At 61.5% G+C, this 16,222-nt stretch carries 14 protein-coding genes; 2 read left to right on the top strand and 12 right to left on the bottom strand.

The features are described from left to right. Positions 1-2 precede the first annotated feature (2 nt). From AC25BC_RS29740 to AC25BC_RS29790, 11 genes are all read right to left on the bottom strand, one after another. Positions 3-782, bottom strand: a complete 780-nt coding sequence (locus AC25BC_RS29740) for an ABC transporter ATP-binding protein (RefSeq protein WP_128438647.1) — start codon at positions 780-782, stop codon at positions 3-5. 93 nt (positions 783-875) lie between these two features. Then, positions 876-3,035 (bottom strand): TonB-dependent siderophore receptor, encoded by a 2,160-nt coding sequence (locus AC25BC_RS29745; RefSeq protein WP_128438648.1) that lies wholly within the window; start codon positions 3,033-3,035, stop codon positions 876-878. Positions 3,036-3,201: 166 nt separating this feature from the next. After that, positions 3,202-4,086, bottom strand: coding sequence for a helix-turn-helix domain-containing protein (locus AC25BC_RS29750; RefSeq protein WP_041935778.1), 885 nt, complete (start codon positions 4,084-4,086; stop codon positions 3,202-3,204). 121 nt (positions 4,087-4,207) lie between these two features. Beyond that, positions 4,208-4,963, bottom strand: coding sequence for a fumarylacetoacetate hydrolase family protein (locus AC25BC_RS29755; protein ID WP_128438649.1), 756 nt, complete (start codon positions 4,961-4,963; stop codon positions 4,208-4,210). 79 nt (positions 4,964-5,042) lie between these two features. Continuing rightward, positions 5,043-6,422, bottom strand: a complete 1,380-nt coding sequence (locus AC25BC_RS29760; protein ID WP_128438650.1) for an FGGY-family carbohydrate kinase — start codon at positions 6,420-6,422, stop codon at positions 5,043-5,045. After that, positions 6,419-6,739 carry an L-rhamnose mutarotase gene (gene rhaM, locus AC25BC_RS29765; RefSeq protein ID WP_128438651.1) on the bottom strand — a complete coding sequence of 107 codons (321 nt, stop codon included), beginning with the start codon at positions 6,737-6,739 and terminating at the stop codon, positions 6,419-6,421. The genes AC25BC_RS29760 and rhaM overlap by 4 nt, the downstream gene beginning before the upstream one ends. Further along, the gene (locus AC25BC_RS29770) at positions 6,736-7,743 is read right to left on the bottom strand and encodes an ABC transporter permease (protein WP_128438652.1); all 1,008 of its coding nucleotides are present in this window, start codon (positions 7,741-7,743) and stop codon (positions 6,736-6,738) included. The genes rhaM and AC25BC_RS29770 overlap by 4 nt, the downstream gene beginning before the upstream one ends. Then, the gene (locus AC25BC_RS29775) at positions 7,740-8,741 is read right to left on the bottom strand and encodes an ABC transporter permease (RefSeq protein WP_128438717.1); all 1,002 of its coding nucleotides are present in this window, start codon (positions 8,739-8,741) and stop codon (positions 7,740-7,742) included. Before AC25BC_RS29775 ends, AC25BC_RS29770 begins: the two co-directional genes overlap by 4 nt. 59 nt (positions 8,742-8,800) lie before the next feature. Beyond that, positions 8,801-10,336 carry a sugar ABC transporter ATP-binding protein gene (locus AC25BC_RS29780; protein ID WP_128438653.1) on the bottom strand — a complete coding sequence of 512 codons (1,536 nt, stop codon included), beginning with the start codon at positions 10,334-10,336 and terminating at the stop codon, positions 8,801-8,803. Positions 10,337-10,409: 73 nt separating this feature from the next. Next, the gene (rhaS, locus tag AC25BC_RS29785; RefSeq protein WP_003553864.1) at positions 10,410-11,405 is read right to left on the bottom strand and encodes a rhamnose ABC transporter substrate-binding protein; all 996 of its coding nucleotides are present in this window, start codon (positions 11,403-11,405) and stop codon (positions 10,410-10,412) included. A 48-nt stretch (positions 11,406-11,453) separates the two neighbouring features. Next, a complete protein-coding gene (locus AC25BC_RS29790) occupies positions 11,454-12,266 on the bottom strand; it encodes a DeoR/GlpR family DNA-binding transcription regulator (protein ID WP_011655152.1) in 813 nt (270 codons plus the stop codon). Between the two features lie 198 nt (positions 12,267-12,464). Between AC25BC_RS29790 and AC25BC_RS29795 the strand changes: the two genes are divergently transcribed. Continuing rightward, positions 12,465-14,561: a bifunctional rhamnulose-1-phosphate aldolase/short-chain dehydrogenase gene (locus AC25BC_RS29795; RefSeq protein WP_003553860.1), complete on the top strand. Its 2,097-nt coding sequence runs from the start codon at positions 12,465-12,467 to the stop codon at positions 14,559-14,561. Positions 14,562-14,605: 44 nt separating this feature from the next. On the opposite strand, the gene AC25BC_RS29800 is transcribed toward AC25BC_RS29795, so the two are convergent. Next, complete coding sequence (locus AC25BC_RS29800; RefSeq protein ID WP_003547831.1) at positions 14,606-14,764, bottom strand: YqaE/Pmp3 family membrane protein; 159 nt, start codon at positions 14,762-14,764, stop codon at positions 14,606-14,608. A gap of 78 nt (positions 14,765-14,842) precedes the next feature. On the opposite strand from AC25BC_RS29800, the gene rhaI reads away from it, so the two are divergent. After that, complete coding sequence (rhaI, locus tag AC25BC_RS29805; protein ID WP_003553857.1) at positions 14,843-16,135, top strand: L-rhamnose catabolism isomerase; 1,293 nt, start codon at positions 14,843-14,845, stop codon at positions 16,133-16,135. Positions 16,136-16,222: the final 87 nt, after the last annotated feature.

Raw genomic sequence — 16,222 nt, forward strand, 5'->3', positions numbered from 1 at the left:
GTCTACAACAGATAGCTGACCGGCTCGTTTCGAACCGGATGCGGGAAGACGCCCATGCCGACACCGAAGATCGACTGCAGCGTGTCGGCCTGCATGATTTCGGAGGGCGTGCCCTCGGCAGTGATCCGGCCGCGGTTGAGCGCGATGATCGCGTCGCAATAGCGCGCAGCGAGGTTGATATCGTGCAGCACGATGATGACGGTCAGCCCGCGTTCATGGCTGAGTTCCTTGACCAGCGAGAGAACGCTGGCCTGATGGGCGAGGTCGAGCGCCGACGTCGGCTCGTCGAGCAGCAGGCAGCGGGCGTCCTGGGCGAGCATCATGGCGATCCAGGCGCGCTGGCGTTCGCCGCCGGACATGCTGGCGACGAGACGATCGGCAAAATCCTCGAGCTCGGTGCGGACGATCGCCTCCTCGACCATGTTGCGATCCGTCGCGGTGAAGCGGCCAAGCGTGCCGTGCCAGGGAAAACGGCCGAGCGCCACGAGTTCCCGCACGGTCATCCCGTCGGTCGCCGGCGTGAATTGCGCCATGTAGGCGACGTGCCGGGCAAAGGCCCGGCTGCCCCAGTCACCCGCCGGCTTGCCGTCGAAGGAGATGGCGCCGGATTTCGGCGCGACCTGGCGGGCGATGATCTTCAAAAGCGTGCTCTTGCCGGAACCGTTCGGCCCCACCAGTCCGTAAATGCGGCCGCGCTCAAGCGTCAGGTCGATGCCGGACAGGATGGATTTCGGCCCGATGGCATAATCTATCGCCGACAGGGCAAGGAAAGGCGAAGGCATGGTCTGCTCCAGGTTCGGCGCTGCAACGGGTTCGGGAGGGCAGGCCCTCCCTTTCCCCACAGGTTCCTGCAAAACTAAACTCAGATTGTCAACTTACCACTTCCTGCTGAGCTTGAAGGTGATGGTGCGGGCATCGCCGTAACCGCAGACGGTCAGCCCGCCGCAACCCTTGACATATTCCTTGTCGAAGAGGTTCGCGACGTTGAGCGAGGCGCCCCAGTTTTCCTTCTCATATCGGATCGCAGCGTCGACGAGCGTGGCGGCCGGCACCTTCTCGGTATTGGCCTCATCGGCCCAGGACCAGCCCTGATGGCGGACGCCGGCACCAAAGCTCATGCCCTCGAAAGCCCCTGTCGTCAGCGTGTAGTCGACCCAGAGAGAGGCGGTCACCTTCGGGACGATATAGGGTGAATTGCCGACCAGCGCCGGATTGGCGTCGTTCTCCATCACCTCCATGTCGGTATAGGCAAGCGATGCGAGAAGCTTCCAGTTCTCGTTGATATTGACCTTGCCTTCGAGTTCGGCGCCGCGTGAAACCACCTCGCCGAGCTGGCTCTGGGCGAAGGTCAGCGGGTTGGTCACCGTGTTGTTGCGCTTGGTGATGTGAAAGACCGAGGCGTTCAGCGAACCGTCGATGAAGGCCGGCTCATACTTGATGCCGCCTTCGAACTGCTCGCCCTCTTCCGGCTTCAAGGCGCCGGAAACACCGGTGCCGACGAGCGGGTTGAAGAAAGTCGCAGCACTGACATAGGGCGTCAGGCCGTTGTCGAATTCGTAGGCAAGGCCGATGCGGCCGCTGAGCGCGCTGTCGTTGGTGCTGTAGGTCGTGCCGATTACGGCGTCCTGGTCGATATCGACATAGTCGTAGCGGCCGTTGAGCGTCAGCAGCCAGCCATCGCCGAAATGGATCCGATCCTGGGCGTAGACGCCGATCTGGTTCTTGGTGACGACGCCGTCCGCATAGACGAAATTGGCGCCCTGTGTCGTGCCATAGGTGGGATCGGTCGCGCTGATCGAATTGGAGCCGCAGCAGGCCTGCCAATTTTCGAGGCGGTAATAGGTGTAGTCGAGCCCGACGAGAAGATTATGCGTGGCGCCGCCGATTTCGGTCTCGCCTTCGAGCCGGTTGTCGATCGAGACGCTATCGACCCCCGAGCGGCCTTCGAAGCCGATGCGCGCCAGCTGGTAGTCCGGACCCGTCGGCACGCCGCCGACCCAGCCGTTCAGGTAGGGGCCGATCTCATGCTTGTCGAGATGGCCGTAGCGCGCATTTTGCGAGAACTTGATGCCATTGTCGAATTCATGCTCGAATTCGTAGCCGATCATTTTCTGCACATAGCTGCCGTTGTCGATGTCGGGCTCGCCATAGAAGGCGTCGCGGTCGATCTTGCCGAAAGGCGCATCCTCGACAGTGGCGACATAAGGGAAGAAGCCGTTGCCGGTATGCACCTGGTCGAGCCCGGCGAGGTAACCCCAGACCGTCAGGCTCGTGCTGTCATCCGGCGAAATGGTGAGCTGCGGCATGATGAAGCCGCGCAGATCCTCGGAAAAATCCGAATAATTGTCGCCGCCGGCAACCTTGCCGGTGATGCGGTAGCTCATCGTTCCGCTGGAGCCGACCTTGTCGGAGACATCGAAGCCGGTGAAGGCGTTGCCGTTGCTGTTGATGCCGATCTCGGTATAAAACAGCGGCTCGTCGAGCGGGCGCTTGCGGACGAGATTGACGATGCCGCCGGGGTTTGCTCCGCCGTATAGCACGGAGGCCGGACCCTTCAGCACCTCGACGCGCTCCAGCATGAAGGGATCGAGCTGGAAGCCGCCGAAGCCATAGCTGAACAGCGTCAGATTATCGAAGTAGACGCCGGTCTGCGTCGCGTCGAAGCCGCGGATATAGAACCAGTCGGTATCGCCGTCGTTGCCAAAGGGCTGCGAGGTGACGCCGGGCGTATAAAGCAGCGCCTCGTCGATCTTGTTGGTAATGCCGCGATCGTCCATTTCACGGGTGCCGATGACGGAGACGGATTGCGGGATTTCGTTGAGCGGAGTGTCGCTCTTCGAGCCGGCGGAGGAGTTCTTGGCGACATAGCCCTTGACCGGACTGGTGGCGGTGTCGCCGCCGCCCTGGATGACGATCGGCGCGAGCTCAGTCGAATTCGCTTCCTGCGCCGCGGCGGAGCCCGCGATCAGGCCGGCGATCGCCACTCCTGCCAATAGAATTACCTTGAAATTGAGACCCCTGGTCTGCCCGCGCATATGTCCTATACCCCACTCGTGCCGCGCGATACCCGCGTGCGGCGAAGCCCTGAATAAGATGAGTGATTAACTCAGTTTTACCGGGGTGGATTGTCGCGATCGGGGAAAATTGAACGTTTTTGGGCAATTCTCCGCGTTGCAAACAATTGCCCGCCAAGCGTTGCAATCAGGCAACTTGTGCCTTCTTCCAGCTCGCCGGCGTGATGCCGATATGCTTGCGGAAGACGCGGGTAAAATGCGCCTGATCGGCAAAGCCGGTTTCGGCGGCGACTGCGGTCAACGCATTTTCGCTTTCGACAAGCAGGCGCTTTGCCCTGTCGAGCCGGACATTGGTCTGCCATTGATGCGGAGCGATGCCGGTCGAGGCCTTGAAGGCATGGCTGAAATGCGATTGCGACAGGCCTGTCAGGCCGGCGAGTTCCTCGAGGCGGATATTGCGCAGGCAGTTTTCCTCGATGAATTCGGTGGCGCGGCGAAGCTGCCAGGAGGCCAGCTTGCTGCGTTTGCGCGGCATTGCCTTGGCAATTTTCAGGACATCGATGATCAGCGCCAATGCCAGCCCGTCGCCATAGAGATCGTGCAACGGCTCCGGATTGAGGCATTCGGCGGCGACCAGCTGTGCCAGCGACAGCACCCGCTCATCGGAAAACAGAAGCTGCGGGCTTTCGAGACGGCGCGGATCGATATCCTCCATCAGCCGGCGACTGACGGTCTCGGTGTCGAAATGGATGTCGAGGTGGCGCACCGAATGCACGTCGGTCAGATCGGCCCAGACTTCCATGCCGGCCGGCACATAGGAGATCGGCCGTTTCTCGGTGTCCTGGACGGTGCCCTGCTCCTTCGGCGAGAGCTTGATATGCGAATTGCCCGGTCCCCGCTTGTCGAGCATGATGAACAGCCGCGGATCGCGCGAGACGTAATAGCCGCCGGCATAAGAGGCACATTCCACGTCCCAGACATCGGCGACGATGCCGTTCCACAGGCGGCGATGCACGCCGCCGACGACGGAAAAGCCCTGGATCTTGTTTTGCATCCGCGGTTGAAACGTCATTTCCACTTCCGCCTCCGGCGACGCGCCGGAAGTAAACCTTCAATTTGCACTCAAGTTTATTACCGCAGGCCGAACCGGATGGCAATTGCCAATTCCGGCACCAATCCAGGGAAAATCGGGGTCAATCAGACACAGAGAAGCTGAGGCTGCTATTGCCGAGCAGGATGTCGATCTCGCCGGGTTCGGTCAGTTCGATCGCGCCGCTCAACGTGCCCGTCGTGATGAGCGCACCTGATTTCAGCGATGTCTGCGGGCGCAAGCCGTCATTGGCATAATCGACGAGCCAGGTGAGAACGTCGCCCTTCGGATGCTGTGCCGGACCATCATAGATCGTGCGGCCGGCATGGGTGACCTTGAGCGGCGTGCTACCGGCGGTATCGACGACGCTTTTTTCGAGCTTCGGGCCGAGCACATAGCCGCTATTGCCGAGACGGTCGGCGACGAACAGCAGAAACGAAACGTTGCCGCTTTCCTTGACGGCGCTGACCAGCAGCTCGGCGCCGAGATAGACAGCGGATATCGCCTCGACCACCTCAGTGCGGGTGTAAGGAATGCCGGCGCGGACGGGCAGGTCGCTGCCGAGGCGGACGGCGATCTCGGTCTCGAATTTCAGGCCCGGATACCATGGAATGTCAGCGCCCGAGACGGCTTCGGCATAGGGATGCAGCGGGCCGGTGACTGCCTGGCCCTGCGGCGAGACCGTCACCTTCCAGGCATTGCTGGAAATGCCGCCCGCAGCGGCAAGCAAATCCTGCGCCTCCATCGCCTGATGGAGATCGGTTGGCAGCGCGAAAGCGCTCGTTGCTTCCTGTCGGCCGGCCTGGCGCAGGCTGTGAAGCCGGGTGGCAAGGGCGCGGGGATCGAATGTCTCTGTCATGCTATCTCCTCGACATGATTTTCGAGGTGCCACACTAGCGAGAAGGTTGGGACGAACAAGGCCGCTTTTGGAAAGACTCCTATTCCATCGCCGCGTACCAGCGGGTGCGATAGGCGGTCAGTCCGGGGATATCGGTCGGCGGAACATGCGTCTCGGCACCCGACACTGGCCGGATGCCGGTAAGAAGGGCCGCACCCTGGCTGGTGCCGGTCGAACCCGGAAGGGCCATGACCTCGCGGCCGGTCAGGGCGGCAAGCAGCTTGAGATAGCTCCCATTCAGCGCAAAAGGCCCTTCGACGATAACCGGGCCCTTGGCGCCAATCAGTCCGAGGCAGGCATCGGTCATCAAAGCGAGATAGAGGCAGGCAGCGGCAGAGCGCTCCTCGGGGCTTGCCTCCTCTGCACCGATCCAGCGGCTTGTCTTTCCCGGGAAAGGCCCTGAACCCGGGGCGATATTCGGCAGCAGCATCATGCCCTTGTCGATGATCGGGCCGATTGCCGCCTGAGTGTCATTTTCGTCGGCAGGGCCGATCTCGGCCGACAGGATCTCGAATTCCCGCCCACCCATGAAACGCGAGGAGGGGACGGCACGGCCATAGGCATCGACATTGGCGAGCGCATCGCGTTTCGGATCGAGATGATCGAGATCGCCGCCGACGCCGAAATTGATGACCCATGTGCCGGTGGAGACGACGGCGAAGGGTGCCTCTCGATGAACCAGATGCGGCAGCAGCGAGGCATTGGAATCGTGAATGCCGCAATAGACCGGCACGGGGGAGTTGAGGCCGAGCTCCGTGGCGATATCCGGCAGGACCGGGCCGAGTGCATCGAAGGCGGAACGGATCGGCGCCATGAGGTCGCGAATGGCGAGCCTGTCGACGAGCGAGGAATAGCGGCCGGCCTTGGGATTCCAGAGGTCGGTATGACAGCCGAGCGAGGTCAGCTCATTGGCGGCAACACCCGTCAGCCGCGCCGTCCAATATTGCGCATAGGTGAGGATGGTCGCCACCTTAGCGAATTCCTCGGGAAAGGCGCTCTTCTGGTAGTGCAGCTGTGCGCCGACATTGAGACCCATCGCCAGGTGCGGCGAGAAGGTTTCGTCGAAGGAGGGGCGCAGCCGCGTATAGGCGTCGCGGATGTCCTGCGGATATTCGTGTTCATAGTCGATGACAGGCATGGCAAGCCTGCCGTCCCGGCCAAGCAGTGCTGCGGAGGCGCCATGGGTTGTGATCGAAATGGCGTCGAAGCCAGGTTCGCGCGCAAGGCTCTTCAGCGCATCGAGCGCAAAAGACCACAGAGCCTCCACGTCGTAATGCGGATAGAGACCGGTTTTGATCGCGATATTCGGCCGTTTCAACACGGCGATCTCGGCGCCCGTCTCGCTGTCGAGCACGACGACCTTGGCATTGGTCTTGCCGATATCGAGGACTGCGATGCGGCGATAGGAGATGGCGTTCATGGCATATGGAAGACGGTGACCAGGTCGCTCTGGACCGGTGAATTATCGGGATTGGTCGCCATGATATCGGCCATGTGCGCCCACCATTTTTTCACGACGGGATGCTCCGGCAGGCTCGCCATTGTATGATCGGCGGGCCGCGTCAACACGCCGAACAGCGTGTTGGTCTCGCGGTCGAGATGGATGGAATAGTCGCTGGCGCCTGACTTGTGCAGGAGATCGACGAGTTCCGGCCAGATCTCGTCATGCCGCCGGCGGTATTCGGCTTCCATGCCGGGATTGAGCTGCATTTTGAAGGCGTGTTTTTCTAAAGTCATCGGGAGCTCATGACCTTGATGCGGCGGGCGACGATCGGGATGGCGATGGTGATGATCAGAAGCAGGCCGATGAAGATCGACATGACGATACCGGGCACGTTCAGCAGGCCGAGGCCGAAGGTGACGAGGCCCATGACGAAGGCGGCGATGACGACGCCGACGATCGTGCCGGAACCGCCGAGGATCGAGATGCCGCCGAGCACGACCATGGTGACGACCTCGAGTTCCCAGCCCTGGGCGATCGACGGCCGGGTCGAGCCGAGGCGTGAGGTCAGGCAGACGGCGGCAACACCGCTCATGACGCCGGTCAGCAGGAAGAGGATGAATTTGACGCGTTCGACCGGAATGCCGGAGAAGCGGGCGGCGAAGTCATTGTTGCCGATCGCATAGACCTGCCGGCCGAAATTCGTCGCATGCAGCAGGATGGCGAAGAGGATCGCCAGCACGATGAAGAGCACGAATTCGAAGGAGAATACCCAGACGACATAACCTTGGCCGAAATAGGCGAAATCCGCAGGGTATTTGCCATAGGCCTGGTCGCCGAGCACGATATAGGAAATGCCGCGGAAAAGGCTCATCGTGCCGATGGTGACGACGATCGACGGCAGTTTCAGCACCGAGACCAGAACGCCGTTGAAGGTGCCGCAGGCAAGGCCGGTGCCGATGCCGATCGCGACCAGGCCCGGTGTGCCGATGCCGGCCTGCGCTGCCGCGCCCATCGCCGTCGAGGCGAGCGCGATGATCGCAGCCACCGAGAGGTCGATCTCGCCCGATATGACGAGCAGCGCCATGGCGAAGGCGATCATCGCCTTTTCGGTGAAGTTGAAAGTGGCGTCCGAGAGGTTCCAGGCATCGAGGAAATAGGGCGAAGCCAGCGAATTGAAGATGAAGATCAGGACGGCGACGGCAAAGAGCAGCACTTCCCAGCTCGCGACGATGCGGCGAAAGGGTGTGCCGAGGCGGTCGGGGATGACCCGCTTTTCGTGTGTGGACACGGTGCTCATGCTGCGGCCTCCGTTCTGATCTCGGTTGCGGCGCGGTCGCGCAGGATGATGCGGCCGCGGTTGCGCTCACGCCTGGCGTTGAAGGCGACAGCGAGAATGATGACGGTTCCGGAGATCGCCATCTGCGTGAAGGGTGAAATGCCGATCACCGGCAGCGCATTCTTGATGACGCCGAGGAAGAGCGCGCCGAGCACGGTGCCGGCGACCGAGCCGACGCCGCCGGCAATCGAAATGCCGCCGATGACGCAGGCCGCAACGCTGTCGAGCTCGAAGCCGTTGGCGATGTCGACATAGGCGACGGCATAACGCGACACCCAGAGATAGCTCGCAAGGCCGGCAAGCGCGCCCGACAGAACGAAGGCCAAAAATTTCGTCCAACCCGTATCGATGCCGGCATAGACGGCCGCGGTCGGATTGCCGCCGGTGGCATAGGCCGAGCGGCCGAACTGGGTGTATCTGAGCAGGACATACATCAGAAGCACGATGACGATGCCCACCCAGCCGAGGACCGGCAGGCCGAGGATCGGCGTGCGCGGCACCGACAGGAAGACCGGTGTCATCTGGTGGGCATTCACCCATGCCCCGCCCGAGAGCACGAAGGCCATGCCGCGATAGATGGTAAGCGTGCCGAGCGTGACGACGATCGGCGGGATTTCGAGCGCCCAGACGAGAAAGCCGTTGATGGCGCCGAGGCAGGCGCCGATGACGATCGCGGCAAGGATCAGCACGACGAGCGGCAGGTCGGGATAGGCGGCATTCATCATCGCGATCGCCATGCCGGTAAAGGCGAGATTGGCGGCAACCGACAGGTCGATCGATTTCGTCAGGATGACCGTCATCTGCGCGAGCGCCAGGATGATCAGGATGGAGGTATCGTTGAAAATGCCGGCGAGATTCTCCGGCGTTGCGAAATCGGCAGCGCGCGTCGAAAAGATCGCGATCATCACGACGATGATGAGGAACAGCAGGGTTTCGCGTTTTCTGATCAGTCTTGCCATGCTCATACCTTAGGAATTCCTGGGCCTTATGAATTGCTGGGCCTTATGCATTGCGGGCCTCATGCATTGCCGGTGGCGGCGCGCACCAGCGCTTCCGGCGACAGCTCGGCGCGTTCGAACATTCCGGCGGCGAGACCCTCCTTCATCACCAGGACGCGGTCCGACATGCCGATGATTTCGGGCAGTTCGGACGAGACCATGATGATCGACAGGCCCTCGGCGGCGAGTTCGCTGATGAAGCCGTGCACGGCCGCCTTCGAACCGATGTCGATGCCCTTTGTCGGTTCATCGAGGATGATGACCTTCGGCGCCGTCGCCAGCCATTTGCCGATGACGACCTTCTGCTGGTTGCCGCCGGAGAGCGTGCCGACCGGGACGGAAAGGGCAGCGGCGCGTAAGTCCAGCCGCTCGGCATATTTGCGGGCGAGCGCGAATTCTTCTGCTGCCCTGAGGAAGCCTCTGCGCGAGGTGCGGGTAAGCGAGGGCAGCGTCATGTTCTGGAAGATCGGCATCGGCAGCGCCAACCCGTGGCGGCCGCGTTCCTCCGGTACATAGACGATGCCGGCGCGGATCGCATCCTGCGGCGAATGGATGGTGATCTCGCGGCCTTCGAGCATCATGGTGCCGGAGGCCGGCCTGGTGATGCCGAACAGCGATTGGGACAGTTCCGAACGCCCGGCGCCGATCAGACCGTAAATGCCGAGAATTTCGCCCTGGCGCAGGGTGAAGGAGATGTCGCGGAATTCGGTGCGGTGGCTGTAGTTGCGGATCTCCAGAACCGGGCCGCCGATGGCGACATCGACCTTCGGAAAAGCATTCTCGACGTCGCGGCCGACCATCATGCGGACGATCTCGTCCTGCGGCGTTTCCTTGAGCCGGCCCTGGCCGACGGCGCGGCCGTCGCGGAAGACGACGAAATCATCGGCGATCTCGTAGACCTCGTCGAACTTGTGGCTGATGAAGAGGATCGCCTTGCCCTTTTCCCTCAGGCCCCGGACGATGCGGAAGAGATCATCGATCTCCTTGCGGGAAAGGGCTGCCGTCGGTTCGTCCATGATGACGATGCGGGCCTCGATCGACAGCGCGCGCGCAATCGCCACCAGGTGGCGCTGCGCGATCGAGAGGTCCTTCAGCCGGATCGTCGGATCGATATTGCTTTCGAGCGCAGTCAGCAGCGCCTTGGCGCGGCTGTTCATCGCCTGCCAGTCGATGGTGCGCAGACGCGTGCGCGGCGCGTGGCCGAGGAAGATATTCTCGGCAACCGTCAGTTCGTCGAACAGCACGGTTTCCTGATGGATGGCGGTGACGCCGGCATCGATTGCGGCCTGGGCGCTGGCAAAGGTCACCGGCTGGCCGTCGACGAGGATCTCGCCTTCGTTCGGCCTGTAAATGCCGGTCAAGATCTTGACCAGCGTCGATTTGCCGGCGCCGTTTTCGCCGATCAGCGCGGTCACCGTGCCGGGATGCAGCGCGATGCTGACATTGTCGAGCGCCTTCACGCCCGGAAAGATCTGGGAGATGCCGCGCATTTCCAGAATGGCGGGCGCATCACCGGTTTTGCTGTCCGTGGCGGTTTGTTGAAAGGCAGCGTTCATCAAGCTTCTACCAGTGTCGAATGAGAATCCCGGCGGCCATCAGGCCGCCGGGCTTTAATGCGGTGGTTCCGGATCAGAAGACCTTGGAGAACTGGTCGATATTCGAAGCATTGTAGACGAAGGGATCGGCCATGGCGGCTTCACCATTGTCGCCGACCTTGATCTTGCCCATGCGGCCGACTTCGATCTCGCTGCCCGGCTTGCCGTCGGTCTCGCCCTTGACGAGGCGATAGGCGATCTGCGTTGCGGAGTAGCCGAGATCGATCGGGTTCCAGATGGCGAATTCCTTCGTGGCGCCCGACTTGATCGCGCCGGCCATTTCGGACGGCAGGCCGAGACCGGTGACGTAGACCTTGCCGACAAGACCCTTGTCTTCGACGACCTTGGAAGCGGCGAGAACGCCGACGGTGGTCGGAGCGACGATGACCTTGATGTTCGGGTTCGCCTTCAAGAGGCCTTCGGCTTCACGATAGGACTTGTCCGAGAGATCGTCGCCATAGACCGTGGTGACGAGGTTGAGGCCCGGGAAATCCTTGAGCTGCTTCTTCATCTGGTCGATCCAGATGTTCTGGTTGGTCGAGGTGGTCGTCGCCGACAAGATGGCGAAGTCACCCTTGCCGCCGTCAAGATGGTCCTTGACGAGCGTCAGGCACATCTTGCCGATCAGTTCGTTGGACGACGGGTTGAGCTGCAGAATACGGCCTTCAGGTGCGACGCCGGAATCCCAGGAGATAACCTTGATGCCGCGCTGTGCAGCCTTCTTCAGCGCCGGAACGAGCGCGTCGGGATCGTTGGCCGAAACGGCGATGGCGCTGACGCCCTGAGCGATCAGCGAGTTGATGACTTCGATCTGGCCTTCGGCCGTCGTCGTCGTCGGACCGGTATAGATGACCTCGACGCCGCCGAGCTCCTTGGCAGCTTCCTGCGCGCCCTTGTTGGCAGCATCGAAGAAGCCGTTGCCGAGCGACTTGACGACGAGACCGATCTTGATGTCGGCAGCACTTGCCGTGCCGGCCATCATGGCGACGGCAAATGCCACGCCGATTGCGAGTTTCTTTGCGAGTTTCATGCTTTCATCCTCCCACTTGATTGACACTCTTCACACCTCCCCGGCGCCTTATGCGACCGACGAGGAATCCTCCTTGATTGCCTGGGCGACCGGGCTCGCGACAATGAGCCTGATGCCGGCATTCTCGATCATCCTGACGGCTTCCTCTGGAATGCCGTCATCGGTGATGATCGTAGACACACGCTCGAGCGGGCATAAAATGAGGCTCGACCGGCGATGGAACTTGCTGGAATCGGCCATGACGACCAGTTCGTCGGCCTGATGCATCAGCTTCTGTTCGCTTTGAATAATCAGCGCGTCGGCTTCCATGATGCCGAGCGGGCCGATGCCCTGCGCGCCGATGAAGAATCGGCGGGCGTAGAAATTGCGAATCGCGTCATTGTCGAAGGGAGAGAGGATCAGGCTCTGCTCGCGATAGATCGCGCCACCTGGCACCGTCACCGTGTTCTTCGAATGTTTGACCAGATGTTCGGCGATCGCGAAAGAATTGGTCATCACCTGCAGGCGGTGCGCCGCCATGAAATGCACCATCTGGAAGGTGGTCGTGCCGCCATTGATGATGATCGCATCGCCCGGATCGCAAAGCTCGACGGCCTGGCGTGCGATTGCGCGCTTCTTATCGATATTGACGGATTCCGAAACGCGGAAGGGACGCCCCGCGAGATTGCCGAGCTGCGGCGGATGTACCGCCTCGGCGCCGCCGCGCACACGCCGGATCTTGCCCTGGACATGGAGAGCCGCGATGTCGCGCCGGATCGTCGCCTCGGAAGCTTCGGTCAGTTCGGAAATATCCTGAACCGTCACGACGGACTTTTCCTGAACGGCGCTGAGAATGATGCGATGGCGTTCGCGTTCGTGCATGGGGCTCCTCCTTCGATCGTTTATTTCGCACATATGACAATGTGTCAATCAAAAACGATCATAAATTTTCATATTGCGCTGCACAATAATCGAATTTGATCGTTTTCGATTGACAACCTCGGTTTTGATGAGCGATACCGTCTGCGAAAAGGGGCGCGAACTTTGCGCTCCGATGATGATTTCATATGGGAGGATGACATGGCGGCGAACGTCCGGCTTTTGGAAAACCGGTGGGATGATGCTTACGCGGCGGGCCTCGATGAGCCTGGCAAGCTGCTCTATCGTTCCAACCTGCTCGGCGCCGACAAGCGCATCACCAATTACGGCGGCGGCAACACCTCGGCGAAGGTGCTGGAAACCGATCCGCTGACCGGCGGCAAGGTGAAGGTACTCTGGGTCAAGGGATCGGGCGGCGATGTCGGCACGATCAAGCTCGACGGTTTCGCGACGCTCTACCAGGACAAGCTGGAATCGCTGAAGAGCATCTACAAGGGCGTCGAGGACGAGGACCGCATGGTCGGCTTCCTGCCGCACTGCACCTTCAACCTGAACGCCCGTGCTGCCTCGATCGACACGCCGCTGCATGGTTTCGTGCCTTTCACCCATGTCGACCACATGCATCCCGACGCGATCATCGCGATCGCCGCGTCTAAGAATTCGAAGGAATTGACGCAGCAGATCTTCGGCGACGAGATCGGCTGGCTGCCCTGGCGCCGTCCGGGCTTCCAGCTCGGCCTCGACCTCGGCGCATTCGTTGCCGCAAACCCGAATGCCAAGGGTGTCGTGCTCGAGAGCCACGGCCTCTTCACCTGGGCAAACGATGCCAAGGCCTGCTACGAACTGACGCTCGATATCATCAACAAGGCGATCGTCTGGTTTGCCGAAAAGACCGAAGGCAAGACGATTTTCGGTGGCGCGCTGACACAAAGCCTGCCTGTCGCCGAACGCCGCGCCATCGCCGCCCGGCTGATGCCGGAGATTCGCGGCCGCATCGGCAAGCAGGAGCGCAAGCTCGGGCATTTCGACGATCAGGATGCCGTGCTCGAATTCGTCAATTCCAGCGATCTGCGCCCGCTCGGCGCGCTCGGCACCAGCTGCCCTGACCATTTCCTGCGCACCAAGATCCGTCCGCTGATCGTCGATTTCGACCCGGCCAAGCCCGATGTCGACGCGATCGTTGCCGGTCTCGACAAGGCGCTAGAGGATTACCGCGCCGACTACGCCCGCTATTATATCGACTGCAAGCATGACAATTCGCCCGCCATCCGCGACGCCAATCCCGTCATTTTCCTGGTGCCCGGCGTCGGCATGCTGTCCTTTGCCCGCGACAAGGCGACGGCCCGCATCGCCAGCGAATTCTACGTCAACGCCATCAACGTCATGCGCGGCGCCTCGACGGTCTCCGAATATCAGGGCCTGCCCGAGCAGGAAGCCTTCGATATCGAATATTGGCTGCTTGAAGAGGCCAAGCTGCAGCGCATGCCGAAGCCAAAGAGCCTTGCCGGTCGCGTCGCCTTCGTCACCGGCGGCGCCGGCGGCATCGGCCGGGCGACGGCCGCGCGCCTCGTCGGCGAAGGCGCCTGCGTGGTGCTTGCCGATATCGACCAGACAGCGCTCGAAGGCACCGAAGCCGATTTCGTCAAGAAGTTCGGCGCTGACGCCGTGCGCAGCGTCCGGCTCGACGTCACCAAGGAAGATGCGGTGATCGCTTCCTTCGCGGAAGCCTGCGTCGAATTCGGCGGCATCGATATCCTCGTCTCGAATGCCGGCATTGCCTCCTCCGCGCCGATCGAATTGACCGAGCTTGCGACGTGGAACCGCAATATCGATATTCTCGCGACCGGTTATTTCCTCGTCTCGCGCGAAGCCTTCCGCCTGTTTCGCCGTCAGGCGCTCGGCGGCAACGTCATCTTCGTCGCTTCGAAAAACGGTCTTGCCGCCTCGCCGAATGCATCTGCCTATTGCACGGCAAAGGCTGCCGAAATCCATCTGGCCCGCTGCCTGGCGCTGGAAGGCGCGGATGCCGGCATCCGCGTCAACACGGTCAATCCGGACGCGGTCCTGCGCGGTTCGAAGATCTGGAGCGGTGAATGGCGCGAGCAGCGCGCCGCCTCGTCCAAGATCGAGGTGGACGATCTCGAGGAACATTACCGCAAGCGTTCGATGCTGAAACTCAACGTGTTTCCGGAAGATATCGCCGAGGCGATCTATTTCCTCGCCTCGGACCTTTCGGCGAAATCGACCGGCAACATCATCAACGTCGATGCCGGCAACGTGCAGAGTTTTACGCGTTAGAGCGATTCGGTTTTGCGTCCGGACGCGTAAGCAAACGGATAGAGCTATTTCCGGAGGATCACCCATATTGCGTGGATGATCCCCGGCACATAGCCGCAGAGTGTCAGCAATATATTGAGCCAGAAATGCAGGCCGATCCCGACCTGCAAGAATACGCCAAGGGGCGGCAGGATGATCGCAAGAAGAATGCGGACAACGTCCATCGTAGCTCCTTCGTTTGAAGACATGTAAGCGTTTGAACGCGAACCGTGCCCCTATGGTTCGCGACCAGGGAGGAATAGATGACAGATTCCAGGATTGCGCCAGATCTGGTCGCGACTGACAACGACAAGCGGGCAACCGCTCTGAAAGCCGACTACGAGGCACTGGGCGCGACGCTTGCCCGTCGCGGCGTCGATATCGAGGCGGTCACCCGCAAGGTTGCGGAATTCTTCGTTGCCGTTCCCTCCTGGGGCGTCGGCACCGGCGGCACGCGTTTTGCGCGTTTCCCCGGCACCGGCGAGCCGCGCGGCATCTTCGACAAACTCGACGATTGCGCCGTCATCAATCAGCTGACGCAGGCGACCCCGAACGTCTCGCTGCATATTCCCTGGGACAAGGCGGATGCCAGCGAATTGAAGGCCAAGGGCAATGCGCTCGGCCTTGGCTTCGATGCGATGAATTCGAACACATTTTCCGATGCGCCCGGCCAGGCCCATTCCTATAAATACGGCTCGCTTAGCCACACCGATGCGGCAACACGGGCGCAAGCGGTCGAGCACAATCTCGAATGCATCGAGATCGGCAAGGCGCTCGGCTCCAAGGCATTGACGGTCTGGATCGGCGACGGCTCGAACTTCCCCGGCCAGAGCCATTTCACCAAGGCTTTCGAGCGTTACCTTGCCTCGATGGCGGATATCTACAAGGCGCTGCCCGACGATTGGAAGCTGTTTTCCGAGCACAAGATGTACGAGCCGGCTTTCTATTCCACCATCGTGCAGGATTGGGGCAGCAACTACCTGATCGCCCAGACGCTCGGCCCCAAGGCCTATTGCCTCGTCGATCTCGGCCACCACGCGCCGAATACCAATATCGAGATGATCGTCGCTCGGCTGATCCAGTTCGGCAAGCTCGGCGGCTTCCACTTCAACGATTCCAAATATGGCGATGATGATCTCGACGCCGGCGCGATCGATCCCTACCGGCTGTTCCTCGTCTTCAACGAACTGGTCGACGCCGAGCAGCGCGGCGTCAACGATTTCAACCCGGCCCATATGATCGACCAGTCGCACAATGTCACCGACCCGATCGAAAGCCTGATCAACAGCGCCAACGAAATCCGCCGTGCCTATGCGCAGGCACTGCTCGTCGACCGCAAGGCGCTCTCCGGCTACCAGGACGATAACGACGCGCTGATGGCGTCGGAAACGCTGAAGCGCGCCTATCGCGCCGATGTCGAGCCGATTCTGGCCGAAGCCCGCCGCAGGGCCGGCGGCGCAATCGACCCGATCGCCGTCTACCGCGCCAGCGGTTATCGCAGACAAGTGGCGGCCGAGCGCCCGGCATCCGCTGCCGGCGGCGGCGGCATCATCTGAACGACCGATTGTCTCGCATGGCCTGAAGCCATGCTGAGCGGGATGATGGTTGCCGGCAGCGCAGGCGTGACGCGCTGCCGGCAACCT

Source organism: Rhizobium sp. WSM409 (assembly GCF_057653825.1).

Coding starts and splice junctions, on each gene's coding strand:
- rhaS (WP_003553864.1), bottom strand. CDS start 11,405: ATGAAACTCGCAAAGAAACTCGCAATCGGCGTGGCATTTGCCGTCGCC.
- AC25BC_RS29745 (WP_128438648.1), bottom strand. CDS start 3,035: ATGCGCGGGCAGACCAGGGGTCTCAATTTCAAGGTAATTCTATTGGCA.
- AC25BC_RS29800 (WP_003547831.1), bottom strand. CDS start 14,764: ATGGACGTTGTCCGCATTCTTCTTGCGATCATCCTGCCGCCCCTTGGC.
- AC25BC_RS29790 (WP_011655152.1), bottom strand. CDS start 12,266: ATGCACGAACGCGAACGCCATCGCATCATTCTCAGCGCCGTTCAGGAA.
- AC25BC_RS29770 (WP_128438652.1), bottom strand. CDS start 7,743: ATGAGCACCGTGTCCACACACGAAAAGCGGGTCATCCCCGACCGCCTC.
- AC25BC_RS29760 (WP_128438650.1), bottom strand. CDS start 6,422: ATGAACGCCATCTCCTATCGCCGCATCGCAGTCCTCGATATCGGCAAG.
- AC25BC_RS29750 (WP_041935778.1), bottom strand. CDS start 4,086: ATGACGTTTCAACCGCGGATGCAAAACAAGATCCAGGGCTTTTCCGTC.
- rhaM (WP_128438651.1), bottom strand. CDS start 6,739: ATGACTTTAGAAAAACACGCCTTCAAAATGCAGCTCAATCCCGGCATG.
- AC25BC_RS29775 (WP_128438717.1), bottom strand. CDS start 8,741: ATGGCAAGACTGATCAGAAAACGCGAAACCCTGCTGTTCCTCATCATC.
- rhaI (WP_003553857.1), top strand. CDS start 14,843: ATGACAGATTCCAGGATTGCGCCAGATCTGGTCGCGACTGACAACGAC.
- AC25BC_RS29740 (WP_128438647.1), bottom strand. CDS start 782: ATGCCTTCGCCTTTCCTTGCCCTGTCGGCGATAGATTATGCCATCGGG.
- AC25BC_RS29795 (WP_003553860.1), top strand. CDS start 12,465: ATGGCGGCGAACGTCCGGCTTTTGGAAAACCGGTGGGATGATGCTTAC.
- AC25BC_RS29780 (WP_128438653.1), bottom strand. CDS start 10,336: ATGAACGCTGCCTTTCAACAAACCGCCACGGACAGCAAAACCGGTGAT.
- AC25BC_RS29755 (WP_128438649.1), bottom strand. CDS start 4,963: ATGACAGAGACATTCGATCCCCGCGCCCTTGCCACCCGGCTTCACAGC.